18 protein-coding genes and 1 riboswitch are annotated in these 25073 nt (G+C 49.8%); of the genes, 16 read left to right on the forward strand and 2 right to left on the reverse strand.

The annotated features are described in order from the left end of the window. Positions 1–202, reverse strand: a 202-nt coding sequence (locus HY788_12600) for a hypothetical protein (protein MBI4774997.1), incomplete at its 3' end; no start/stop codon positions are given. A gap of 219 nt (positions 203–421) precedes the next feature. Here HY788_12600 and HY788_12605 point away from each other — a divergent pair. From HY788_12605 to HY788_12680, 16 genes are all read left to right on the forward strand, one after another. After that, positions 422–1069 carry a class I SAM-dependent methyltransferase gene (locus HY788_12605; protein MBI4774998.1) on the forward strand — a complete coding sequence of 216 codons (648 nt, stop codon included), beginning with the start codon at positions 422–424 and terminating at the stop codon, positions 1067–1069. Positions 1070–1615: 546 nt separating this feature from the next. Further along, complete coding sequence (locus tag HY788_12610) at positions 1616–2527, forward strand: glycosyltransferase family 2 protein (GenBank protein MBI4774999.1); 912 nt, start codon at positions 1616–1618, stop codon at positions 2525–2527. After that, the gene (locus HY788_12615) at positions 2514–3839 is read left to right on the forward strand and encodes a hypothetical protein (protein ID MBI4775000.1); all 1326 of its coding nucleotides are present in this window, start codon (positions 2514–2516) and stop codon (positions 3837–3839) included. The genes HY788_12610 and HY788_12615 overlap by 14 nt, the downstream gene beginning before the upstream one ends. Positions 3840–4288: 449 nt before the next feature. Continuing rightward, entirely contained in the window at positions 4289–4945 is a 657-nt protein-coding gene (locus tag HY788_12620) for a glycosyltransferase (protein MBI4775001.1), read from the forward strand. Positions 4946–5474: 529 nt separating this feature from the next. Beyond that, the gene (locus HY788_12625) at positions 5475–7148 is read left to right on the forward strand and encodes a hypothetical protein (GenBank protein MBI4775002.1); all 1674 of its coding nucleotides are present in this window, start codon (positions 5475–5477) and stop codon (positions 7146–7148) included. 1223 nt (positions 7149–8371) lie between these two features. After that, positions 8372–9151, forward strand: a complete 780-nt coding sequence (locus tag HY788_12630; GenBank protein MBI4775003.1) for a heparinase II/III-family protein — start codon at positions 8372–8374, stop codon at positions 9149–9151. A 144-nt stretch (positions 9152–9295) separates the two neighbouring features. Beyond that, complete coding sequence (wecB, locus tag HY788_12635; protein ID MBI4775004.1) at positions 9296–10381, forward strand: UDP-N-acetylglucosamine 2-epimerase (non-hydrolyzing); 1086 nt, start codon at positions 9296–9298, stop codon at positions 10379–10381. Positions 10382–10868: 487 nt separating this feature from the next. Further along, a complete protein-coding gene (xrtD, locus tag HY788_12640) occupies positions 10869–12431 on the forward strand; it encodes a VPLPA-CTERM-specific exosortase XrtD (protein MBI4775005.1) in 1563 nt (520 codons plus the stop codon). 120 nt (positions 12432–12551) lie between these two features. Continuing rightward, positions 12552–14198 (forward strand): undecaprenyl/decaprenyl-phosphate alpha-N-acetylglucosaminyl 1-phosphate transferase, encoded by a 1647-nt coding sequence (locus HY788_12645; protein ID MBI4775006.1) that lies wholly within the window; start codon positions 12552–12554, stop codon positions 14196–14198. Between the two features lie 314 nt (positions 14199–14512). Next, entirely contained in the window at positions 14513–15085 is a 573-nt protein-coding gene (locus tag HY788_12650) for a polysaccharide biosynthesis/export family protein (protein MBI4775007.1), read from the forward strand. 25 nt (positions 15086–15110) lie between these two features. Then, a complete protein-coding gene (locus HY788_12655; protein ID MBI4775008.1) occupies positions 15111–16343 on the forward strand; it encodes an outer membrane beta-barrel protein in 1233 nt (410 codons plus the stop codon). Between the two features lie 30 nt (positions 16344–16373). Next, positions 16374–18140: a hypothetical protein gene (locus HY788_12660; protein ID MBI4775009.1), complete on the forward strand. Its 1767-nt coding sequence runs from the start codon at positions 16374–16376 to the stop codon at positions 18138–18140. Between the two features lie 12 nt (positions 18141–18152). Next, entirely contained in the window at positions 18153–19025 is an 873-nt protein-coding gene (locus tag HY788_12665; GenBank protein ID MBI4775010.1) for a polysaccharide biosynthesis tyrosine autokinase, read from the forward strand. Positions 19026–19074: 49 nt separating this feature from the next. Further along, a complete protein-coding gene (locus HY788_12670; GenBank protein ID MBI4775011.1) occupies positions 19075–20487 on the forward strand; it encodes an AAA family ATPase in 1413 nt (470 codons plus the stop codon). A gap of 49 nt (positions 20488–20536) precedes the next feature. Beyond that, positions 20537–21886: an AAA family ATPase gene (locus HY788_12675; protein ID MBI4775012.1), complete on the forward strand. Its 1350-nt coding sequence runs from the start codon at positions 20537–20539 to the stop codon at positions 21884–21886. Between the two features lie 471 nt (positions 21887–22357). Beyond that, a riboswitch (cyclic di-GMP riboswitch) is annotated at positions 22358–22438 on the forward strand. A 48-nt stretch (positions 22439–22486) separates the two neighbouring features. Next, a complete protein-coding gene (locus tag HY788_12680) occupies positions 22487–23326 on the forward strand; it encodes a hypothetical protein (protein ID MBI4775013.1) in 840 nt (279 codons plus the stop codon). A 113-nt stretch (positions 23327–23439) separates the two neighbouring features. Here the strand turns inward: HY788_12680 and HY788_12685 are convergent, their stop codons facing one another. Continuing rightward, positions 23440–24828, reverse strand: coding sequence for a phosphomannomutase (locus HY788_12685; GenBank protein ID MBI4775014.1), 1389 nt, complete (start codon positions 24826–24828; stop codon positions 23440–23442). Between the last annotated feature and the right edge of the window lie 245 nt (positions 24829–25073).

A 25073-nucleotide genomic window follows, 5' to 3' on the forward strand; every position in this document is an offset into this window, starting at 1 on the left:
ATGGGGAGTCCGAAGACGGAGGCTTGCTCGAGTTCTGGGAATCCCGGTTCTGCCGCGCTTCGATCTTTTCGAGCCGCTGCCGTTGCTGCTCAAGCAGGCTGCTGTGCTCCCGGGTGACCTGCTCAAGGTGCTCGATATATTGCCGCACAGGCTCCGGAGTAGCCAGCCAATCGGCATCGCTAAACGGTCTCTTGGCTTCCATAAGGGAAGCCTAGCACACTAGAACTCAAAAGTCTAGATTTTTTTCTAATTATTTCAATATGTTATGTGAACACCAAATTATACCGTAAAATCAATCAGTTAGAAGAATCGGGCGCTACCCTGTGAACACTTACCTTCTATCTTGAGAGGTCATCACAATTTCTTTGAAATCGACTGATGTTTGGAGTCCAGAAAAGTCATCTCACCAGGAGCTATTTATTTGGCCGAGTTGCTTTACAACACAAAGCTTATTCAAACCGTTCTGAGCTATCGTCGCCAAAAGAGGGTTGATTTCGTTCTATCTAAGGTCGATGTGTTTTCAGGCATGTCAATATTGGATGTTGGTTGTGGTCCTGACGGCCGAAGCTTCGAGGATTTTGCTCACAGGGATCTAAAGATTGTAGGTGTTGATATCCTTGATGAAGATCAGATCCATATGAATCATCCGAATTTCCAGTATTTCAAACAAGATGCACAAGACCTTAGCAGGTTTGCAGACCATGAATTCGATTTGTGTGTCTCATTTGGAATGATGGAGCATATTTGTGATCATTCAATACTAAGAAGGATGTATTCTGAGATAGACAGAGTATCTAAACAATGGATTATAGTGGTGCCATGGAAATATGCAATTATAGAACCACATTTTAAATTTCCATTTTTTCAATTGCTACCCTACTTCTTTAAGATAACTCTTACAAGGACCCTAAACTTGCATGGTCTAAGAAATGCCGTCAGAGAGGATTACAATCATATAAGGGATAACTATCAGTGGCTAACCAGCAGCGAATGGATAGGCATTTTCCAAGGGGGTCGAGTTTATATTACTCCTTACAAGGATACAATAGCCATCGTAAAACATATGTGATCGTCCACCGTGCAAGACGTTTGAAAAAGCCTCTCGCCCAAATCATCTTTTTGAACCTCTGAGATCGGCTTACCCTGCACGAAAACCTATCACAATAGAAAACGGAACTTTAGTTTTATCAATTGTTTGAGCTTGAGTTTCAACAAGTTATCATACATGGCCAAGCGACTGAACCGTCACCTAAAGGAGATAGATGGATAACCCCCCGCAAAAGAAAGTAAACCGTATTCGTTAGCGGGTAGCTGGAGAACACTCCGCAGTGTAAGTTCCGGAAGAATAGGTTTCCTTCCTATGCTTCCAGGATGGCCCTGGGATCAGGATGCCGCATGAGGGGACGAAGCCTTCTCTACAGGGAATAGCGTGCGGCGTTTGTCCTGCCGGCACCTCCCTCGGTGTGACAGTGGCACCGTTTTAAAAGGATTGCCGAGGGGATACAGGGAGATCACGCTTCCCCTGAAGCCTCCCTTTGAATGGTCACCGGAGAAATACTTTTCTCCTCAGTTCTCGGCCTGAAACACTCTGTTATCTGAGCGTGAGGATTTTGTTATGCGACATTACGCATCCAAGCAGTTGGTTTCGGTCATCATACCGACATACAATCGCAGCAAGACTATACTCCGGGCCATTAATAGTGTTCTAAACCAGACTTATCAAGCTTTCGAATTGTTTATCATCGATGACGGATCTAATGATAAGACCGCGGAAATAGTCACATCACTAAAGGACCACAGGCTGAAATATATACGCCTCAGCAAAAACAGTGGAGCATCTACTGCCCGTAACGTTGGTATTGATTTAGCTGAAGGGAACTACATCGCTTTTTTAGACAGCGATGATGAATGGTTTCCGACCAAGTTATCTAAACAACTGTCCAACTTTGATCGTTGCGATCCAACAATAGGGGTGATGTACACGGCCTTCTACTATCCACGTACTTACACCAAAGGATTGAGGTACTTCGTGGCAGAGCTTTCCGGAGATATTAGCAGCTCTATCCTATATGAAAATCCAGCAATTCATCCGACAAGTGTCATGATCAAGCGGGAATGCTTTCAATCGGCAACCAGATTCGACCAGACTCTCCCAGCTTGCGAGGACTGGGATTTATGGATCCAACTATCACAGAAATGTTACTTCGGTCGGATCAAAGAGCCTCTGTATTTGATACACAAAGATACCAATAGAATATCAACCAGCTACCTTAGATGCGCCTTAGGATACCGCCTTCTCCTCCAGAAACACTACAACCTCATAAGCCAAAACACTAAGTACCTGGCGCACCATCATTTCCTCATTGGAAGGAGTCTACTCTATGGGGGTCGTTTTCGTGAAGCCAGAAAAGAATTTGTAAAATCCATGACGCTGTGGCCGAGACACTTCCCCCCGTTTCTGTACCTGGCTTTCTCTTTTTTTGGAAGAAACTATCTTGGTGTGGTAAATAGACTTGGCAGCCACTAAGTCGGCTTTATTATCGAAATATTCATTCCATAGAGATGCACACTACATGACTCAAGGCTCACGGAGCGATCGCCACCTTCTGACACATACCGGGACGAGTACGTCATATTTCACTATTGGCTTTTTCGTACTCAGTATATATCTGTCGCTTCGCCCTGTGTTTGCGATGGATCTCGACCTCCATCTCGGTATATTCACTTTTAAAGAGGCCTTTGCTTTATTCGGCTCCTTCTTTCTTGTCCTTCTTGCTATTGGAAAGATCAAGTTCGGCCCATTCCACTTGCTGGTTTTCTTTTTTGTTCTTTATTATATTCTCACTCTTTTTTATGGTGGCCATCTGCGAGAAACAGCCAGACAGATCCTCCCTTTCGTGTGCTTTTTTGCTACAGCAGCCATGCTGACATCTCGGGATCATATCCGGATCATCATCTTGTTTATGCTAATCACCTATGTTTCCGTGATCTGGTTGAACGCATATTATATCTACAAAGGTGTAACCGTTGGCATGGTGATTTACTGGACCGGACTTGAACGTTACAAAGGGCTCTTTGAAAGTATTCATGCAATGGCACATACCATGCTAGTTTATTCATTCTTATTGGCACTTTATCTACTTGTACGTAAGCCAGCTATCAGAGCTTTTTCGCATGTTTACAGATTATTACTTATTCTTAGCTTACTTTCATCCATGTACTGTATCTACAAAAGCGCTACTAGAACGGCAATTCTAGGGTTTTTGATTTTTTGGATTATCTTTCTTTTTGGTTATAGTAAAAAGCTTCTTTTTCTGTTCTGTACACTGTTGATTCTGATATCCGTTATACAATATGGAGCTGTCAGAACTATTTTTTGGGACGTCTTCCGAGCTGCTGAAAGCAGGAGCGAAAAAATTAAGGACATGGCTGGCGGAGGGCGCATTCACTTATGGAAAACAAATTTGGCGTTTTTCTCCAGACTTGGATTAGCATCGAAGATAGCTGGCATCGGTTTGGGCAATGAAGGATCTCGCGGCACGTCTGTTTACGGAAGAATTCCTGAAAGTCACAACGATCTACTCACTCTTCTAATCGGATTGGGTGTTACGGGCCTGGGAATTTATCTCATGATGATGTGTATCTTGTTTTTGCACATTGTTCGGCTGAGAATGGCCCCACAATTTAAGTACTTTGGGGTTGCCGTTTTAACTTCGGTTCTATTCATGAATTTTGTCAGCAACAGTTATATTACGAGGGTTGAGCTGGCCCAATTGTTTTGGTTTTTAATGGGAATTTATTACATCAAAGATGTCTCTTCCGTCTTACAGAAAGCGTAGTACATCTTAGGATTGAGCGTTTCATGGCAGTACTGACACCGTCGCTATTGATGATCGGACCAGGCTTAATTGTTCGTGGCGGAGTTCGGCAAATCAGCTCCAGACTCTGTTCAACCAATGAATTTAAGCTACTAAAAGGCAGATACCTTCCAACTTCTGTCGGGGAAAACAGCATTATAAAGCTAGTGACGTATCTATTTTCTATTGCACGGTTTATATGTATATGTTTGCTCATGTCTTACGATATAGTCTATATCCATTCTTCTGCTTCTTCAAGCTTCTTCCGAAAGTCTATATTTGTTCTATTATCTAAAGCATTTATGTTAAAGGTTATATTACATATTCATCCGACTCACTTCAAGAACTTCCTTGAAAATTCAACCAGAAGGTCCCGATTCATATTGTCAATTTTGCGGAAATGCGATGGTATAGTAGTTTTAACAAAGGAGATGAAGCATTTTCTTTCGTTTTACCTGGGTGGCCAAAAGGTTTTTGTCCTTCCCAACCCCATTATTGTGAGACAATATGATCATCCTGAAGATATCCCTCGCCAGCGCCTTCTCGTGACGTATCTCGGTGCTATACTGCCTGAAAAGGGCGTTTTCGACCTTGTCAAGGCTTTTCAGCGCGTTATTAAAAGACAGCCAACCGCCAAACTTTCCATCTTCGGAAACAAACAGCTCGACCTGTTAAGGACTATAATTCAGGAAGCCTCATTACAGAACCACATTGAAGTTAATGCCTGGCTTTCAAAACGTGACCTGATCAAACAGATTAAGACGACCGGCTTGCTGGTTCTTCCATCTTATTCGGAAGGAATACCGAGCATACTTCTTGAAGCCATGGCCTCAAAAACTCCCATTCTCACCACCAAAGTCGGAGGAATACCTGAAATCCTCACCGAGGCCTCCGCGACCTTTTCTGATCCTGGCGATATTGAGGACTTGGCAGGAAAGATTCTTTTTTGTTTGGACCATCCGAACCTTCTAGCTCAAAAGGCGGCCATCGCCTACGACTCGGTTCTTCAGTATGATTTGAAAACCATTGCTGCGAAATGGCTCTGTATTATTCTCGAGGTTTATGACAATGAGCACTCATCTCGTTAGCCTCAAGATGGTTAACAATTCCTTATACATATAAGAACTGCTTTCTGTAGACTAATCACTTCTGTTTTCATAGTCTAATATAAGTATCATTTTGTAAAATAGCAGAATAGTATAATACTCAGATTAAACGTCAATTGACAGGCTCCTGACCTTAATTGCATACGTATCCAGTTTCACCCCATATTTACCTCTTGCTCCTAACGCACAGAAATTCTGTGTTGATCGCAACTATGTACAATTGTTGTCATTTATCTATTTGGTGAGTCTATGCACGTTATTACAGGCATTATAATAAACGCCCCTAGATGTGAAGTCAAGAATACCATGAAGACCCGGAGCAACGCTATCTCCACACCGCGCTACTGGGCCTCGCACCGCAGTGCTCTTATCATCCCCTATCATCCGTTGGCAGCAAAAACCACACCTTAGTCACCGAAGCAGCGTTCAGTCATCGGATGTCTAGTATTTGGCACCAGCGGTTTCTGAATCACACTTCGCTGGCCCTCAAGCACGATAAGAAGGAGCTAAAGTGAAAAGAATAGGTATACTTATCGACTCGCTTAATTGCGATAAATACCTCCACGATACTGTTAAAGAATTGGCTCAAAATGGGCGAGTTAACCTTTTCTTTTTGTTAACTATCGATGGAAAACCAAAACAGCACTGGTTAAAAGAACTCATTTCTAAACTTCATACCTCAGGATTACTTCGTTTTATTGAATTGGCTTTTTTTGATAAATTAACCCAATTCGAGTACAGAATATTATCCAATTCATCATCTCAACTCAAAGCTCATAGCAAGTTATATAATCTATCTGATTATATCAATAACAATCTAATTCATGTTAAGAGAACTTATTCAAAATCTGCCCTCTTCGTTCGATTTTCAGATGATGCTATAAATAAGATTAAAGCATTAAATTTAGATCTGATTATAAAGGGAAATGCGAGAGGTATATTCCAAGGAGCGATACTTAGGTCGGCAAAACAAGGAATTATATCTTTTCATCATGGTGACAATCGGTGGAATCGAGGAGGACCGGCTGCTTTTTGGGAAGTTTACCTACACAAACCTTCGACAGGGTTCATCATACAGATCTTGACAGAAGAACTAGATGGTGGTTCAGTAATATTCAGAGGTGAAATTCCTACCCGTAGAACATACACGGAGAACCTAGTCAATTTATATAATGAAAGCTATCCATATCTGTCAAAAGTAATTCTTGCTTATGCAAATAGCGGGTATCTTCCCGTAGCTGAGGACAAAGTTCCCTACCCAGAGTTAATATTAAAGGCTCCATCCATTTTTCAGTCGATAAAGTATTTACTACTAACAGGGTTGTTACTTTTCAGGTTAGGATTAAATAAAAAGGTTTTTCACAAACATGAAAGGTGGAGCGTTGCCTTTATAGCAAGTAAATGGCAAGATGCAATTCTCCGGGATGGTGTACAGATAAACAATCCTTCAAATCGCTTCTTTGCGGATCCCTTTGTAGTAACAAGAGAGGGCAAGACAATATGCTATGTTGAGGATTTTTGTTATAGCAGAAATAAAGGTTGCATTACTGCAATTGAGCTTATTGACAACAAGACATACAATATACTTGGACCGGTAATCCAAGAGCCGTTTCATATGTCGTTTCCTTATCTTTTCGAGTATGATAACCATTTGTATATGATACCTGAGACTCATGAAACAAACTCAATAAGGCTTTATAAATGTGTCAACTTTCCTTTACATTGGGAATATCAAAAGACCTTGATGAATAATGTTAATACATCCGATTCAATGCTATTTGCTCATAAAGAAAGATGGTGGTTATTTACCAATGTCGCTATCAAAAATAGCAATGACTACGATTCACAACTGTTTGCCTACTATACTGATCATCCACTTTCAGAGGAATGGACCCCTCACAAAAATAACCCTCTGATTTTTAATAGTAATATTGCTAGAAATGGAGGTATTCTTGACGCTGGTAGTGACTCTCCTGTCAGGGTAAGACAAAAACAAGGCTTTGCTTCATATGGATCTGGCCTTACATTAGCCAAGATAGTTGATTTATCTTTGTCAACATACAGTGAGGTGGAGATTTGCGAAATTGTTCCTCATTTTTACCCTAGGATCAAAGGCTGTCACCACTTATTCAGCAATGGAAGGTATACTGTTTTCGATTATTTAAGACTCGAGAAATCAGCATGACCGAATCTTATAGTGAAAGGATACTTTTAAAGCAAGACCTGGCATATATATTGCTTGTCTTGTTTGGTTCGGACTTCATTCCCACAGTTTATAATGACATTGATTTGCATAAGTTATTTGAAATGGCACTCTGAGCTACCTACAGGATCGATGAGGTTACTTTGATTTACAACTACCGGTTACATATTTGTTTTGGTATCAATATAGGTACTTCAATTTCCTAATTGATGGATATGTTTTCCAAGATGCGCCAAAGCTCGAGCCACAGAAAAACGATTTAACTTGTGATACTACACAACTTGTGGACAGGACCTGTTGTGCACCCTCTAAGGTTTATTCTCATCAGGTTAATGAACGCCTCCATCCCTGAGATATTTTACAGGGTGAAACAGTCTCTTTCTGTATTTCTGATGAGAATACGTCAAAATCACCTCAGTACACTACTAAGGCCCTCTCAAACTGTCCGCGCACGTGTCGATAGTATCCAGATGCATGGCATCACCGGCAGCGTCAGTAAAAAGACGATTCTATCCATTCTAAAAGGAAACTTCTTTGACACTGACAACCACTCGGCTGTGCGAACGATCGAGAGCCGATGGAGAGGCCTCTTTTTCTCTCGGATCAAATGGGCGAAGGCTCCAGTTGACATTCGTTCTTTATGGGAACCTGCACGACTTCAGCATGTTTCGCTCCTCCTGTTTTACAGTCGAAGCGCAGGCCCGATTGTCGGCGATGTTAATATAGGCAACTCTGCAAAAGAAGTGGTCCTGAGGTGGATTTCGAACAATCCGTTTCTTATGGGTCCTCACTATATTTCCGTGATGGAATGCGGGCTTAGAATACCTGTTTTCCTATGCTGCCTTAAATTCATCGATAATCTGTCTCAATCCGAGTACACCACGATTGTAAACACCATGTACAAGCACGCATGGTTCATATCTAAACGACTTTCTTTATATTCGTCGACAGGCAACCATACCATAGCTGAATGTGTCGGATTGATTTTTGCCGGTATGGTTTTCAGAGACACCGACGAGGAGTGGCTGTCAACAGGGACAAGAATATTATATCGGCAAGTTCAAAGTCAAATACTGGAGGACGGAGGCCCAGCCGAACAAGCATTTGGGTATCATAGATTCTTGTTAGACTTATACTGGGTGGCGGTAGACTTTCTCGTTAAAAACGGATTGCATGTGCCTTCCAATGTCTACAGCCGATTAGTGATGGGTGAACGATTTCTTAGATCGTTTGAAGAACATGAAGAGAATTTTCCGATGATTGGAGATTCAGATGATAGTCACGCCATCGCTCCTGGACTGAAACCCAAGAGACACATTGTGGATACAGTGAAAAACGTCGCATTTCATAAGTCTTTTGAAGGTTTGGTCTCATCCGAGGAGCCCGTTGGACGAGCCTCGCAACCGAGCTCTATCCGGTCGCCTAACGACATCTTCGATCGCTTTGGCCAAATACACTATGCAGTGGGCGGCGCAGAAAAGGTCCACAAGCCTCTCTCTTGGGGATACGGCCGCTGCCTGAGTTTTTTTCGCTCCGGATACACGCTCATGGAGGCCGGGCGTAACACAAGAATCATCTTTGACCATGGTCCGTTGGGCATGCCCCCGCTATATAATCATGGGCATGCCGACTGTCTTTCCCTAACCCTTTCCGTGGATGGGCGTCAGATTCTTGTTGATCCCGGAACCTATCGCTACAATCGTGTCAATGAACTCCGGAAGTATTTCAAAGGAACGAGATCCCATAATACCGTAACGGTTGACGGTAAAGACCAGGCTGTGCAACAAGGAAATTTCATTTGGACAAATCCTTTCACTGCAAGTATCCTCGAAAGAACCGAGCTTTCCGTGGTCCCCGGTTTTTTCTCATTGAGGGCAGCGAGAATCCCATTTTGGGATGGTATTCGTCCCGCTACGGGACGAAAGAAGAGTGTAGTGTCTTGCATGCTCGACTCATGGACCGTGCCGATTCAGCGCTATTTGTAACCGGTATAAGCGCGGGGCCGCCGGTTACTCCGGACGCTGTCGATGACGTACTAAAGAAAGTAAGACTTTCGTCCGATCTAATGAATGAGATTTCATGCCCGCGGACAAAGGCCTAAAACCATCGCATGCTTTGGAGTACAACCCGTGAACGTTCTTCTCATCGCCGGCGCGCGCCCCAATTTCATGAAAATTGCGCCCATTTTTCACGAGTCGCTCAAATACGCGTCCGTTGTTTGTCGTATTGTGCACACAGGTCAACACTACGACTACGAGATGTCGCAGGCGTTTTTCGAAGACCTCGATCTTCCCGAGCCGGATTTTTTTCTTGGCGCGGGCTCGGGGACCCACGCAGAGCAGACATCGAAAATCATGCTGGCCTTTGAGGCGTTGTGCGCTGGCGAGTGTCCCGATCTGGTTATGGTTGTGGGGGACGTCAACTCGACCCTGGCCTGCAGCATTGTAGCCAAGAAATGTCTGGTGCAAGTGGCGCACGTGGAAGCCGGACTCCGAAGCTTCGACCGCGCCATGCCGGAAGAGATCAACCGAATGGTGACGGACGCGATCTCGGATCATTTCTTCGTAACCGAACAGAGCGCCGTAGACAACCTCGTTCACGAGGGTAAGGACCGATCCCGGATCCATTTCGTGGGCAATGTAATGATCGACAATCTGTACTACCAATTGGCTAAGCTTGCAAACCAGGACACCGTCCGATTCGCCTCCCACGGTCTCAAGGAAACGCTTGGGAAATATCTTTTCCTCACGCTTCACCGGCCATCCAACGTGGACTCCGAGGAGACCTTCAAAGATATTGCGGCCGCTCTGAACGGGATTGCGGCCGCCACGCCGATCGTCTTTCCTGTTCATCCCCGCACTCGAGAGCGTCTGGAGCGCTTCCGCATCCGCTTCTCGGATCGCATTTTCCTTCTGCCGCCTCTGGGTTTCAATGAATCGCTCTACCTCTGGAAAGACGCCGAAGCGGTGCTCACGGACAGCGGAGGGCTCCAGGAGGAGACCACCGCCTTGGGCATACCCTGCCTGACCTTCCGGGAAAACACAGAACGGCCGATCACCATCGAACTGGGAACGAACATCCTCGGCGGAACCACGAAAACGAGCATCCTGAATGCCTTCGAGGCTGCTCTGGCCGGAAGAGGAAAAGCATTCTCCGTGCCCCCCAAATGGGATGGAAAAACCTCGGAGCGGATCTGGAAGATATTGGCGGGTTGACGACAAGCGGTCAACAAGCCCTCACCCCGGCCCTCTCCCATGCGTCGGCAGGAGCCGCCGTCACAACGGGGGGAGAGGGAGAAAGAGACACCCTCACCCCGGCCCTCTCCCAGAGGGAGAGGGGGTTTTTTGAGCCACACCGGGGTTGGGACGAACTATTATCTCCGAAATCGACCATGGGGTTTGGTCCCCTCGCCCCCGGACACGGGGGGAAGGCCCAGGGTGAGGGAGTATATGAACGGCCCGTTGAAAAAGTCTGGTTGCTACAGGCTGCTGAAAAACGATGACATGCAAGGCGCGCAAATCCCGAGGAATGAGTCGTACATAGAGTACGTCGCAGTGACGAGGGATGAAGCTTAACGCAGCAGATCGCGGTTTTCAACAGCCTGTTAATGGTCATTGGGTGTTGGCAATGGGTTCATTTCGTTCTATTCTGCCCGGTGAGCAATCCCCAATCAAACAACACCTTTCATAAGGAGGCTCCCTCTTGAAATCCAAAGTTCTCTTCTGGGTCGGGGGAATTGTGTATGTTCTCCTGTTGGCCGTCCTATACTACCCTTCCCTTGCCTACCTCGTATCCGGATGGGACGGGGATTACAGTTACGCTTATCTGATTCCCCTGGTGATTCTCTACCTGTTGTGGGAAAAACGAAGACCTCTCAGGGAAAACCCGTCGAAGCCCTCCTGGATCGGTGTGCTGCCTTTTGTTTTCGGCGTTTTTTTGTTCTGGCTGGGAGAACTGGGTGGAGAATACTTGACGCTATACTTCTCGTTCTGGTTCGTGCTGGTGGGGATTCTGTGGATGCATTTCGGCACGGCCAAAATCAAGATCATGGCGTTTCCTTTGATATTGATTCCCACCATGTTCCGCCTGCCCGCCTTCCTGCACAATAGGCTTACCGTGGAATTGCAGCTCCTGGCGTCCAAGATCGGTGTGGCTCTCATTCAACTGGCGGGCCTGTCCGTATACAGAGAAGGAAATGTGATCGATCTGGGATTTACGCAACTCCAAGTGGTGGAAGCCTGCAGCGGCCTTCGTTATCTATTTCCGCTCATCGTTCTTGGCTTGCTCCTGGCCTATTTCTTCCGCGGGGCGTTCTGGAAACGAGCCATACTGGTCATCTCCACCGTGCCGCTGGCGATCTTCAGCAACAGTTTGCGGATCGCTCTGACGGGAATCCTGTCCGAACTCTGGAGCCCCGAAGCGGCGGAAGGTTTTTTCCACGGCTTCTCCGGCTGGTTCATATTCATGTTTTCCCTGGGCGTTCTTTTGATCGAAATGTGGATTTTGAGCAAGATCGCACCCAAGCCGGTTGCGGGAATAGGCGCCGCGGATAAAGATTCGGATCGCGCCCCATCGGCCGGCACAGGGATATCGGTTTCCCGGACGATTTTGAATGGAGGTTTTTTTTGCGCGGGAATTGTGGTTTTAGGCGCCACCCTGCTCTTTTCCCGATCCGTGGACTTTCGCGAGCAAACCCCTCCGTTGAAGGACATCCGCCAGTTTCCCGCCACCATCGGCGAATGGAAAGGAACCCGGCTGACCATTGAACCGGAAGTCCTCGCTGAGCTTGATTTGAGCCAATATGTGTTCACGGAATACCTCAATCCCCAGGGACAGTCCGTCAACCTCTATGTAGCGTATTATGAAAGCCAACGAAAAGGGGAATCCATCCACTCGCCCGAAACATGCCTGCCGGGCAGCGGCTGGCTTTTCGACGAGGCGGGGAGCGTTACGTTGCGGCCGCCCGGGCCGGACGAACGTCCCCTCACCGTCAATCGGGCATTCATGCAGAAGTTGGATCGCAAACAGCTCAGCTATTATTGGTTTCCACAGCGAGGACGAAATCTCACCAATGCCTATCAGTTGAAGTGGTATGTGTTCTGGGACGCGCTTACCATGCAGCGCACCGACGGCGCCCTGGTGAGAATCATCACGCCGGTTTACCCGGTAGAGTCATTGGAAGAGGCGGATAAGCGACTGACCCGGTTTACCTGGCTCGTCGCGCCTCTGCTGGAGACCTATCTACCCGGGCGAGAACTCGAGTGATACTTGATGTCATATACAGCATGCGAGGTTTTGCGATATTTCTCCATAATACCGCAAGCCTACTAAAGTCTTCGCCTGAAGTCGAGGGATTTTCTCCCATTCCCCGAAGGGGACATTAATATGTTCGCCCTGTTCGCCCTCATCCTGGCTTTCTATGTAACGGTCATCCTGGTGCCTTTGACCAACAGGCTGGCGCCCCTGTTCGGCGCGGTGGACCAACCGGACGGAAAGCGAAAAGTCCACCGGATTCCCACACCCAGAACCGGTGGAATCGCTTTGGCCGGAGGCATACTGGTTCCCGTCTGGCTCTGGGTCCCTTTGACCCTACCGTTCAAAGCGTTTTTCACGGGCGCAGCCATCATTTTCATCTTGGGGTTGCTGGACGATCTTTTCCAACTCGACTACAAAAAGAAGTTTCTGGGCCAGTTTCTCGGCGTGCTTGCCGTCATGGTCATCGGAAAGTTCTACGTCTCCGACCTGGGCATGTGGTTCGGCTACGACATTTCCCTGACCCCATGGATCGGGATTCCGCTGACCATCCTGTTCCTGCTGGCCGGCGCCAATGCCATCAATCTTGCGGATGGACTCGACGGATTGGCGGGGGGATTGTGCATTTTCATTTTCGGATGCATTGCCCTTCTGGCCTATGGGCAAAACGAGATGGCGATCGTCACCTGCTGCCTGGTCATCGTGGGTGCGCTCCTGGGTTTTCTTCGCTACAACACCTTTCCCGCAACCGTGTTCATGGGCGATACCGGTTCCCAACTGCTCGGTTTTTCGGCGGGCGTACTCTCCCTGTACTTGACACAATCCGAGAGTTCCGCCCTTGCGCGCACCTTGCCTCTCCTGATCGTTGGTTTCCCGCTGCTGGATATGGCGTCCGTGATGGCTGAGCGCCTATTGGAAGGCCATTCCCCCTTTCTGGCGGATAAGCGACACTTTCACCATCGTCTGCTGAAGATGGGCGCCTCGCACATCGCCTCGGTGGTGTATATCTATATCCTCCAGGGCGGCATGCTGTTTTTGGCGCTGTATCTCAGGTATTATCCGGAAGAGTGGGTCTGCCTCACCTATCTGCTCATCGCCATACCGATACTGATGGTCCCCTGGATCAGTATTCGATCCGGATGGAAAATCGGTCGTGTATTGAATTGGGGGGAAGGCTGGGCGGACGTCCTCGGCCGGAACACGTTCGAGCGTCTGCAACAGGGGTGTCTGGCCGTACTCAGCATCCTTCTGTCCGCCGGCCTTGTCTGGTTGGCGCTTTCCAGCGTCCCGAGATTTCAGAGCCTATGGGAGCCGCTTTTATTCTGGCTGGTGGCCTTGGCCGCACTTGCAAGTTACTGGATCCGTCGATCCATGTTTCCAACTATGGTTCGTTTTTCGCTCTATTTGCTGGGATTTTATCTGTTGTTTTCCACTCAGGGGGAACGTCTCGCTTTTCTGTCCGTCTCGATTAGTGTCTACAACTATGTTTTTTGGGGGAGCATCGCGTTCATTCTGGCCGTATATCTGGTCATCAGCCGTTTCAGAGATCTCGGTGTCAGCACCCTGGACTACTTGTTGTTACTCCTGGTAGCACTTATACCTTTCCTTCCCATGGAACAGATCCGGGAATTTCATTTGGGCACCATCGCCGGAGGTATGATAGTGCTGCTTTGGACCACGGAAGTCATTCTAAGGAACGGCAGAAAATACTGGAATCTGGTTACGCTTTCTGCGTTGATCAGTTTTATTATCGTAGGCATCAAAGGAATTTCCGGATAGGGTTCTGTAATTTTCGTCGAACTTACAAGATGCACTAGTAGCGATATGGGCTGAGTGCACTCCAAGTCTTTTAAATTGACATTTCGTCTGCGTTTTGGTTTCCTAGGCATCGAGGTTACTTAACAGCCCATCGAAAAAGCCGGGTTGTTACAAGCCGTTGAGAAACGATGAGATGCAAGGCGCGCAAATCCCGAGAAATGAGGCGTACATAGAGTACGTCGCAGTGAGGAGGGGTGAAGCGTCACGCCGTTGGCGTGACCGCAGATCGCGTTTTCCAACAGCCTGTTAACCATGATCGAGAAGGGGGAAACAGTATGAAGATCCTATGGAGCGCGGCATTCGTGACGGCGATGGTGGTTCTGTTGGCCTCGGGACCGGCCTGGTGCCAGAAGGAGGAGTCATCCAAGGACTACCTGATTCATCCCATGGACGTGCTCGAGATATCGATTTACGGTGAGGAGGACCTGGTGAGAAAACTCGTCGTTCGTCCGGACGGCAAGATCTCCTTCCCATTGATCGGGGACATACAGGTGGCGGGCCGTTCGACCAAGCAAACGAAGGAAGTCATCGATGAAAAGGTCAGCGCCTTCATCCCTCAGGCCAGCTCCACCGTTATCGTTCAGGAACTCGGCAGTCTCATCTTTTTTGTCCTCGGCCAGGTGGCGAAACCCGGAGTGTTCAACGTATCTTCTCCCTTGACGGTGGTGCAGGCCTTGTCCCTGGCCGGTGGCTTGACCACGTTTGCGGACCCCGACAATATCCTCATCATACGCGGCCATAGCCAGGACACTCGTAAGATCCCCTTTGACTACAGCGACGTCCGCAACGGGAAAAGCCTGGAACAGAACATCCTGTTGGAGAGAGGGGACGTTGTTCTGGTGCCATGACCTCTATTGAAGCGGAGGTGAATCAGTGAAGGCGAAAACGTTGGAGAGCGTGATGTATCGTCGTTCCATTCATTGGACCGTGTGCTTCGTCGTGGCCATGGTATTTTCTTCGACCTTTTCCATGGCCGCGGATTGGTATGTAACCCCTCGTTTCGAGCTCGATGAGCGTTACGATAGCAACATTCTGGTCACCAAGGACGACAAGAAGGACGATTTCATTACATATGTCCGACCCAAAGTGGAAGCCGGCTATCGTACCGAACGGTTTCAGTCCGCTTTCAATACATACGCCGAATATCAGAAATTCATCAAAGAAGACGAACTGGACACCATCCACCACGATCACAGGCTGTCGCTGGGTTATGCGCTCCTCCAGACATTAAACCTCCGGGCCAGCGGTTTTTTCAGAGTAGACACCACGCTGGATACGGAATTGTTGGAGGAAGGGCGCCTGGCCCGCCGGGAGGACCGGCAACGATTCGGCGGCACGGCCGGTTTGGACTATGTGTTTTCCCCGGTGTTTTTGTGCGCCTTCGACGTGGGCCGCGACTATACACGATACCCGGATGATCCCGTGGATACGGCCGACTACTGGAGCGACTCCGTGACCCTGGTTCCCCAGTACATACTCAACCCCAAGACCAGCTTTTTTGTCAGTCTCGGATACTACAAGACCAAATACGACAACCTGGAATCCGATTTCTTTGTTCTGGTGGATCGACGAATCGAGACGTTCAATATCATGCCCTACGTCACGTATCGATTCACGGAGGACTTCAACGCCAAGGTGGGAGCGGGATACCGATACACCCAAACGGAAGGCAAGTCGGTCTCCAAGATCCCGTTTTTTCCGGATGAGAATCAGGATGGCGATTCCTCCGGTTTCATAGCCAACCTGGTGTTCCACAAAGACTGGCAGCAGTCGTTCATGGAGCTGGATCTGAGTCGGGACCAGTACTCTTCCCTCGAAGGCGACAGCCTCGAAAGAGACCGCGCCAGCCTTCGGGGCAGTTACACCTGGTCCGAGCGATTTCGGACCCACGCGAGTCTGGACTATGTCCGCGCCACCAGCGATGAAGGCGGGGACGACAGCAGCTACATCTATGTCACGCCGTCCATGGATTTCCGCTGGACTCGGGAAGTCACGCTGAGAGGGTTCTTCAACTACACGTACTACGACGAAACGGACAGCACCGACCGTTACGAAGCCGGTCTGAAACTGATCGTTGCGTGGGAGCGCCTGTTCAGCGGACATTGATCCAAATCCACAACCATACCGGAAAACGAAATGGAGAATGTTAAAGGATTCAGCGATTACGTTGCCGTATTTCGAAGAAGGATCCACTGGATCGTCTGGCCCGCCGTGTTGTTGATTCTGGTCGGATCGGCCGTGGCCACGCTCTTGCCCAATATTTACAAATCCGAAGCCGTGATTCTCATCGAAGGTCAGCAGATCACCGAAGCTCTGGTGCCCACAACGGTGACAACTTATGCGGACCAGCGGATTCAGGCCATTGCTCAGCAGGTGATGAGTCGTTCGAAAATATTGGAGCTGGTCAGAAAGTTCGACCTCTATGCCAGCGAACGGGAAAAGATGCCAACGGACACGCTGGTGGACAAGGTGAAGGAATCGATCACCATTACCCCCATCAGCGCGGAGATTAAAACCGTCCGCTCCAATGCTCCTTCCGACCTGACCATCGCCTTCAGTCTGGCTTTTGAAGGTGAAAATCCTCAGACCGTCCAGCGAGTGACCAGCGAGTTGGCGTCTTTTTTCTTGTCCAGCAATATCGAAGCCAGAAAGGACAGCGCCAAAGGCACGGCCGAGTTCCTAGAGAAACAGGTGGAAGTGACCAAGGTTGAAACGCAAAAGTTGGAGGAGGATATCTCGCGGTTCAAACAGCAGCATCTGGAAGAGCTCCCCGAATTCATGACGCTGAACATCCAGAACCTCGAAAGCATCAACAACGGCATCAATAACGTAACGCGAGAAATCGTCTCCCTGGAAGAACAAACGGTGAATCTGAAAAACCAACTGGCTTCCTTGGATCCCTTCCTGGGATCCTCCACTTCCCGCGTGCTTACGGATAACGAGCAGTTACAGCAACTGGAACTCAAGCGGGCACAACTGAGATCCAAATACAGCGACAAGCATCCCGCTCTCCAGGCCCTGGAGAACGAAATCGAAATATTGAAATCCACCACCGGGCAGCACCAGGATTTGACCCAAAAGAAGGCGCGGCTGCAGCAACTGGAGCATGATTTGGCCCAATTGAAGGCCAAATACAGCGGCAAGCATCCTGCCGTCTTGAAATCATCGGCGGAACTGGAAGCGCTTCAGCAAGAAGTTGCAGCGGCTGAACAACCTTCGTCCACACAAACAGCCAACTCTGAGCCGACACTGAATGAAGCCACCAATCCCGCGTACGTCTCCCTGAAATCGGAAGTCGAAAAAGCTCAAGTTCGATTGAAATTCTTACGAAAAGAAAAAGAGAGACTTATTGAAGAACGGGATCAAACACAAAAGAAGCTGAGGACCATGCCGGGCGTGGAAAAACAATACCGGGAACTGACGACGGATTACGAAACCGTGAGGACACGTTTGTCCCAGCTGGAACAGAAATACCAGGTGGCCAAGATCGCGGAGGGAATGGAAGAAGGACAGCTCGCGGAAAAGTTTACCATGATCGAGCCGCCGTATCTTCCGGAGGAACCCTACAAACCGAATCGGCCCGCCATTCTTTTGATCAGTCTGGTGCTTGGCTCAGGCTTTGGGATAGGCATGGGCTCCATCAAGGAGTTCAGCGATCATGCCATCCGGACGCCCGAGGAAGTGGAGCGGATTACCGGAACGACGGTCCTCACCATCATACCCAATATCCTCTCCCCGGGCGACAAAAGAAGGAGACGTTTGAAGGCCGTTTCAGCTGTGATCCTCATCGTGGGCGTTCCCGTACTCGGTTTGGCGGCGATCCATTTCTTGTACATGGATCTGTATGTTTTTTACTACAAGGTGCTTCGATTCCTTTCCGAGCGCTATTTTCTCTCTTTTTAGCGGGGCAACCACGTGAGCCATCTCAAGAAAGCCCTGGAAAAAGCCGGGAAAGACGGCTCGCTTCTGCTGCGGGAGTCCCGCACGGAAGCCTGGGAAACCCCGGAATCCGTCCCCTCTCAAGAAGCAGCCTCAGAAAGCCCTCTTTCGGCGAAACAGGTTCCCGACACAGGGGGCGCATACGATTCGAAGCCGAATTATGTGCAAACCAGGAGCGTCGAAACCGATCAGGAACACCTGGTCGGCAATCGGGTGTTTTCCATTCTCCCCAAGAATCGGATCGCGGATCAGTACAAACTGCTTAGGACGATGCTGTTGAACCGGACGCGTCCCTTCGGACATAACACGATTGCCGTAACCAGTTTCAAGGAAGAAGAAGGCAAGAGCCTCACCGCGGTGAATCTCTCGATTATTATGGCCAGAGAGTCCAGGCAAACGGTTCTCCTGGTGGACGCCGATCTTAGGAAGCCGAGTGTGCACCAAATCATGGGCATTCCCGGAAAGCCCGGATTGAAGGATTACTTGTTGCACCACAAACCCCTCGAACAATTGCTCGTGCATCCGGATATCGAGACGCTTACCGTCCTCCCGGCCGGCGGACGTCTGGATAATTCAACCGAACTTATGGGATCCGTTCTCATGGAAGAGCTCGTGCGCGAAATCAAGCACAGGTATCCGGACCGGTACGTGGTTTTCGACTGTCCTGCCCTGAGCAATTGCCCGGACGCCCTTGTACTCTCCGCTTACATCGACGGCATGGTGCTCGTCGCACGCGCCGATTACACCACCGGTGACGAACTGATGAAATGCATGGACATGCTTAAAGGCAGAAACGTCATCGGCGTGGTGCTGAACGGCGGCGAGGTTCGCAAAGAGTGGGCCTATTAGGTCGCCGAACGGGCTGCCGGCCGGCGCCTGTTGGAAATGGAATGACCCCATGTATCTAGCTTTTTACGGCCTTCAAACCAAGCCGTTCGAACTCCTGCCGGATCCTCGCTTCCTATATGTGAGCAGGGGCCACGATCTGGCTTTGACCCATCTCGAATACGGCATCCTGGAAAACAAAGCCCTGATCGCTCTTACCGGAGATGTGGGCACGGGCAAAACCACGCTGTTCAACTACCTACTGAAAAAACTCAAAACCGATTTCAGTTCCGCCGTTATCGTTAACCCTCATGTCGATCCCACCGAATTCCTCGCAGTGGTGCTGAGACAGTTCGGCGAGAACGCGGATGACCACAGAAAGTCCTTACTTTTTGATAACATACACCGCTTCTTATTGAACCAGCTGAATCATGGGCGGCGCTCCGTCCTTCTCATCGACGAAGCGCAAAATCTGCCCCTGGATACACTGGAAGAGGTTCGGATGCTGTCCAACCTCCACACGGAAGACCGCCACTTGATCCAGATCGTCCTGGCCGGGCAACCCCAGCTTCAGCGCCGGCTGCCTATCGAGGACAAGCCTCGCCTACCGTTACCGAAAGCGGCTGCCGTTTCATCCTCTTCTGTTCCTCGGAGAGAAATGAGTCCCACTGCCGCCCCGGCCACACCTAAACCCGCACCCGCCTCCTCCCGAAGGCCGATTGCCTCGGCGAGCGCTCCTCCCCAGGGAGCTGTTTCCGACTTCGCATTTACCGAGACCGCTGTTTCGGAACCCCAGTACTCCCAAACCAGGAATGTTTCCCTAAACCGCAAACAGCTCCTCGAAAGACGGGTATTCTCCATACTCTCCAAAAATCGGGTAGCGGATCAGTACAAGCTGCTGAGGACCGTTCTTCTCAATAAGACCCGTTCCTTTGGGTATAACACCATTCTCGTCACCAGCTTCAAAGAAAAAGAAGGAAAGAGTCTGACGTCAATCAACCTCTCCATAACTCTGGCGACGGAGTCCAGCCAAACCGTTCTATTAGTAGACATGGACCTGCGCCGACCCGCGGTTCACAAAATCCTGGGCATCAAAGAAGGACCCGGTCTGAAAGATTACTTTCTCAACAACGTGCCCTTAAAGAATATTCTCGTTCATCCGGATATCGAGGCCCTCACGGTATTGCCGGCCGGTGGGCGAATGGACAACTCGACAGAGATCATCGGCTCGTATCGGACCGAAGAGTTGGTCCGGGAAATCAAGAGTCGATATCCGGACAGGTACGTCATCTTTGATACCCCGGCCTTGAATAATTGCCCTGATGCGCTCGTGCTTGCGTCGTATGTGGATGCCATCGTTGTAGTGGCCCGGGCCAATTTCACTTCCGGGGAGGACCTCACAAACTGCATGGGATTGCTGAAGGAAAAAAATGTAGTGGGAGTTGTACTCAATCGCGGCGATGTCCGCAAGGAGTGGGCCTACTAAAACCCGAGATGGCAGCCCGGCATCACTTTCCGCATGGATTACCTACGTCATGTACATTGAATTCTACGGTCTCAGATCAAAACCTTTTGAACTCCTCCCCGACCCCCGATTTCTCTACGCCAGCCCAGGGCACGATTTGGCGCTCACCTGTCTCGAAAACGGCATAACCGATCACAAGCCGTTTATTGTGCTTTCCGGTGACGTTGGCACTGGAAAGACAACCCTGCTCAACCAACTCCTGAAAACAATCGGGGACGATACCAATCTGGCGATGATCATCAACCCCAATTTGGATCCGGGGGAGTTTCTAGAGGCGGCGCTCCGAAGATTTCGAGGAGACAACCCGCTGCGCGAGATAGCTTCGCCCTTTGAAGAACTGCGGTCTTTTCTTCTTGAACAGCACGCGCTTGGTCGGCGTTCCATTTTGATCGTTGATGAGGCGCAAAACATACCCATCGAAACACTGGACCAGATTCGTTTGCTCACCAACCTGCAGGCCGGTGAGAGTAGACTCTTGCACATCCTATTGTGCGGGCAACCCCAACTCAAACAGCGTCTGGAGAGCCCTGAACTCCTCAAACTTTCCCAAAACATTTCAATGCATTACCATCTTTACCCCTTGGAAAAGGAGGAAGCGGACCGATATATCCGGCACCGCCTGCACGTGGCCGGTTACAGCCGTTCCGTCCCGTTGTTTTCGACCGAAGCTGTTGGAGAGATCCACCAATACACGAAAGGGGTGCCCCGATTGATCAATTCCGTGTGCGATACCGCCCTCGTTTACGCCTTTGCGGAGGACGCCCAGACGGTGGGTGCGGATATCGTGAAGAAGATCATCAACGACCGACGCGTTCAGATCGGTAACGGCGGGAGCGTGTTCGGCGGGACTCGCAGTGCTTCTAGCTACTACGAACGGAATGAACGGCGTCCGTTGGAAACTGCTGAACCCAAAAGGGAGGCGCACGCTGAACGCCTTTTCCGCTGTTCTCAGGAATCCCGGGAGCCGTCAGACCCACTTCCCGACGCTCGGAGGCAGACGAGTCCTCTTCAGGTAAACAAGGAAAACAAAGAAACCCCGGACAACAGTAATCCGCCCCAAAAGAAAGCAGACGTCATCGCCCATCATTATCGAAGCCTCTGGGCGTTGAACCAAGAAAACCGGGAACGTCTCTCGACCCTGAGTTCGCGTTACGGCTTACTGTGGAAGCATTATGAGCAACTCCGAAAAGAATACGCAAGATCGATCTCGGAAAGACGCTCCTTGACGGAACGGTTGAGAGACAAAAATGAACGGATCCGGGCACTACAGGAGGCCTTGCGGGTTCTTCTGGATCAGAACCGGTCCCTGAAACGCCGTCTCGGGCATATAGCATCCGACGAAAGAGACGATCCGGATTAAGGACTAGGCCCCCCTGTGCAGCCTGGAGCAGACTCCTTCCAGCCGGAGAAGCGGATTCTTAGCCAAGTACCGGAAATTGGGGGGCATCCACTCATCCGTTTAATTCGGCAATTCCTTCCAACAAACTTGATTCTTTCTGCGGACGACCATGTACGGCCCCGACCGGGCGCCGGCGACCGCCACGTCGAAAAAGGCGCCCGGACAGTATTTTACACTTGACTTGGGTCCCGGTAGATACTATGATGCAAATCATCAAATATTCATTCGGTCAAAAGTGCAATGGTTCATTTTTTCTATTGACAACCGGTGAGTGTTTGAATATTATAAGATCACGCAGGTTAGCCGTTTTTTCATAACCGACATAAGTGGAGTAGGACTCCCTCCTTCCAAGGGGGGCATCAAAACAAACTCAAAGAGTATAGTCATCGGCTGCCAGAGGGCGATCAAAGCGGGCGGCTGATGGTGATCAGACCCAGAAAAAGCCAAACCTGTCGCGAGACAGGGACGGAAAGCCACGGGTCTCTGAATAAGAGAGATAGCCGGGTTGCCTGACAGGGCGTCCCGGCTTTTTTAGTGTGGCGTCCACAGAAGGAGGGGGCCATGAGGACGTGGATAGCGATTTTATGTGTTTCGGCTCTGTTTTTCTCCGTGGGGAACTATGCCGCGGCTTCTACAATGTTTTTCCCGGATGATCCCGCAGCCACGGACGACCTTCACGGGAGTACCTTTCAAACTCAGGGCATAACGGTCACGAGGGTGGGTAATACGTTCACATTTGAATTGCACACGAATTTCACCGGCCTTCGGAACCAACCGGTCGACACGAATGGTGACAATGTTGGGGACGTGACGTGGAAGATTTATTACGCCGACCTGTTTTTCGATACCTCCGCGCCGGTGTTAACCAAGAATGCGGACAAGAGTTATGACATGTCCAACTTCAATCCGGACTACGGCGTTGTGTTCTCTCTGGATGGAGGCGGATTCGGCGGAAGCCCCGCCCCCTTGACAACACTGAGCGTGGGTTTCTACCAGATTTCGAGTACGCTTACGGCCAACCAGTACGTGGACTCGTATACCAAACCCAAGAACGCGGCGTATAATTACCCGACGTCTTTTTACAATCAGGACTATTATGTGAAGATCGGCGCCGGTGTGCTGGAGGAGAACCTTTCAGTCAATACCACGATCACTCCAGGGAACCCGGGCAACCTAATGAGAAGAATTACTTTCACAATTACGGACCCGACGATTCTGGCGGCGTTTGACGATGGATTCACGGCATTTTGGGGTACCGGAACCTGCGGTAACGACGGCGTCGTAGCTGTGGTTCCCGTGCCGCCCAGTCTCCTGTTGATGGGATCCGGTTTGCTCTCCATGTTGGGATTCACGGCAGCGAGACGATTCAGGAGTGGGGAGAGGCGCCGAAAGAACGGCTAGCGACAGTGCGAATTGCCCCTGAGGCAAAGAACAGCGGAGCTGCGGAAATGCGGCTCCGTTTTTGTTTTGCGCGCCGCCGAAGAAGGGATAGTCCTGCCCGGGAAAGCGACGAGTCAGGTTTCTCCGTCGGCCATCTCTATCAAACTCAAGATCTCTCGGGTCTTTTCCACCACTAGATTCGGATCGCCTCGTGACTCGACGTTCAAACGCAGAATCGGCTCGGTGTTGGATTTGCGCAGATTGAATCGCCAGCGATCGCCAAAAGCCATGGACACCCCATCCAGCGTTTCAACATCCGGCTCCTCGGCCTCGAAGTGACTCCGCACCGCCCCTATTGCCGCATCCGGATCCTGCACAACGCGGTTGACCTCGCCACTGCAAGGAAACATGCGCATGCGGTCCCCAACCAGTTCCGAAAGAGATTTCCCGGTTCGTGACATGACCAGAGCGACCAGAATCCAGGGTATCATCCCCGAATCACAGTAGCCGAAGTCCCGAAAATAGTGATGGGCGGACATTTCCCCCCCATAAGCCGCATCCACCTCCCTCATCCGCGCTTTCATAAAGGCGTGTCCTGTTCGGCTCTGCACGGGAACGCCTCCCATGTTTCGAACAAGATCGATGGTGTTCCATATCAGGCGGGTATCGTGCACGATGCGGGCGCTCCTGCAACTTTCGAGCATCCTTTCGGCCAGAAGTCCCACAACATAGTACCCTTCTATGAACGTTCCCTGTTCGTCAAAGAAGAAACACCGGTCAAAATCGCCGTCCCATGCCAGGCCCAAATGCGCTTTATGGTTCCTCACGGCCTCGGCGGTTACGGCGCGGTTCTCCGGAAGCAGAGGATTCGGAATGCCGTTGGGGAAACCGCCGTCCGGATCGTGGAAGAGCCGTACGAATGAGAATGGAAGGTGCTCCGCCAAAGCGTCCAGAATCGGACCGGCGCACCCATTACCCGCATTAGCCACGACCTTGTAGGATTTCAGCACGTCATGGGGAACAAATCTCAGGATGGATTCTACATATTCTTTTGTAACGCACCATTCCTCGCTTCCTCCTCGAAGCGCGGAAACGAGGAAATCCTTCTCCCGAACGCGGCGCTCTATGGCGGGCAGCTCTGTTTCCCCGCTGATAGGGACAGCGTTCGCCCGCACCATCTTCACTCCGTTATAGTCCTTGGGATTGTGACTCGCCGTTACCATCAGGCCGCCGCCGATTCCAGGCCGTGAGGCGGCGAAATAGATCAACTCGGTCCCACACACACCGATGTTTTTCGTGTTCACTCCGCTATCATTGAGACCCCGCATCAGGGCATGGCAGAGATCCAAACTGCTCAGGCGGATATCCCTTCCCACTGCGACAGGCTCGTCCGGACGGATTTCGGAAGCGAACCCGCGCCCGATAAGGTACATTACTTCTTCATTAAGCTCCTCGGGTACTTTTCCCCGTATGTCGTAGGCCTTGAAATACGGAAGCAAACCGGATTCGTCGTATTGGACCATGTCACGCATCTCCCGAGTCTGATTGCAGCTTTTGTTTTTTTCTATACCACATTAACCGAGAGCAAATACATCCCGACTCCGAAAAGCCGCAGCCAAAATACACTTGGACCTGTTACGGAACAGAAGGGAATGCTTTTAGAGGCTTTCTGCTGTACCTTGTCTCTAAAGCCGAATCCCGTCCGTTGCATTAGCCTTGGGTCCCTTCTCGAACGCAAGGAGGCGATACAATGTCAAGTAACAAGTCT

The sequence above is a fragment of the Deltaproteobacteria bacterium genome (genome assembly GCA_016208165.1).
Taxonomy (GTDB): domain Bacteria; phylum Desulfobacterota; class Desulfarculia; order JACQYL01; family JACQYL01; genus JACQYL01.

What these genes read in the sequence shown, in the direction of transcription:
- HY788_12660 (MBI4775009.1), top strand. Translation starts at nt 16,374, where the DNA reads ATGGAGAATGTTAAAGGATTCAGCGATTACGTTGCCGTATTTCGAAGA.
- HY788_12620 (MBI4775001.1), top strand. Translation starts at nt 4,289, where the DNA reads ATGAAGCATTTTCTTTCGTTTTACCTGGGTGGCCAAAAGGTTTTTGTC.
- HY788_12685 (MBI4775014.1), bottom strand. Translation starts at nt 24,828, where the DNA reads ATGGTCCAATACGACGAATCCGGTTTGCTTCCGTATTTCAAGGCCTAC.
- HY788_12680 (MBI4775013.1), top strand. Translation starts at nt 22,487, where the DNA reads ATGAGGACGTGGATAGCGATTTTATGTGTTTCGGCTCTGTTTTTCTCC.
- HY788_12670 (MBI4775011.1), top strand. Translation starts at nt 19,075, where the DNA reads ATGTATCTAGCTTTTTACGGCCTTCAAACCAAGCCGTTCGAACTCCTG.
- HY788_12650 (MBI4775007.1), top strand. Translation starts at nt 14,513, where the DNA reads ATGAAGATCCTATGGAGCGCGGCATTCGTGACGGCGATGGTGGTTCTG.
- HY788_12645 (MBI4775006.1), top strand. Translation starts at nt 12,552, where the DNA reads ATGTTCGCCCTGTTCGCCCTCATCCTGGCTTTCTATGTAACGGTCATC.
- HY788_12675 (MBI4775012.1), top strand. Translation starts at nt 20,537, where the DNA reads ATGTACATTGAATTCTACGGTCTCAGATCAAAACCTTTTGAACTCCTC.
- HY788_12630 (MBI4775003.1), top strand. Translation starts at nt 8,372, where the DNA reads ATGGGTGAACGATTTCTTAGATCGTTTGAAGAACATGAAGAGAATTTT.
- HY788_12610 (MBI4774999.1), top strand. Translation starts at nt 1,616, where the DNA reads ATGCGACATTACGCATCCAAGCAGTTGGTTTCGGTCATCATACCGACA.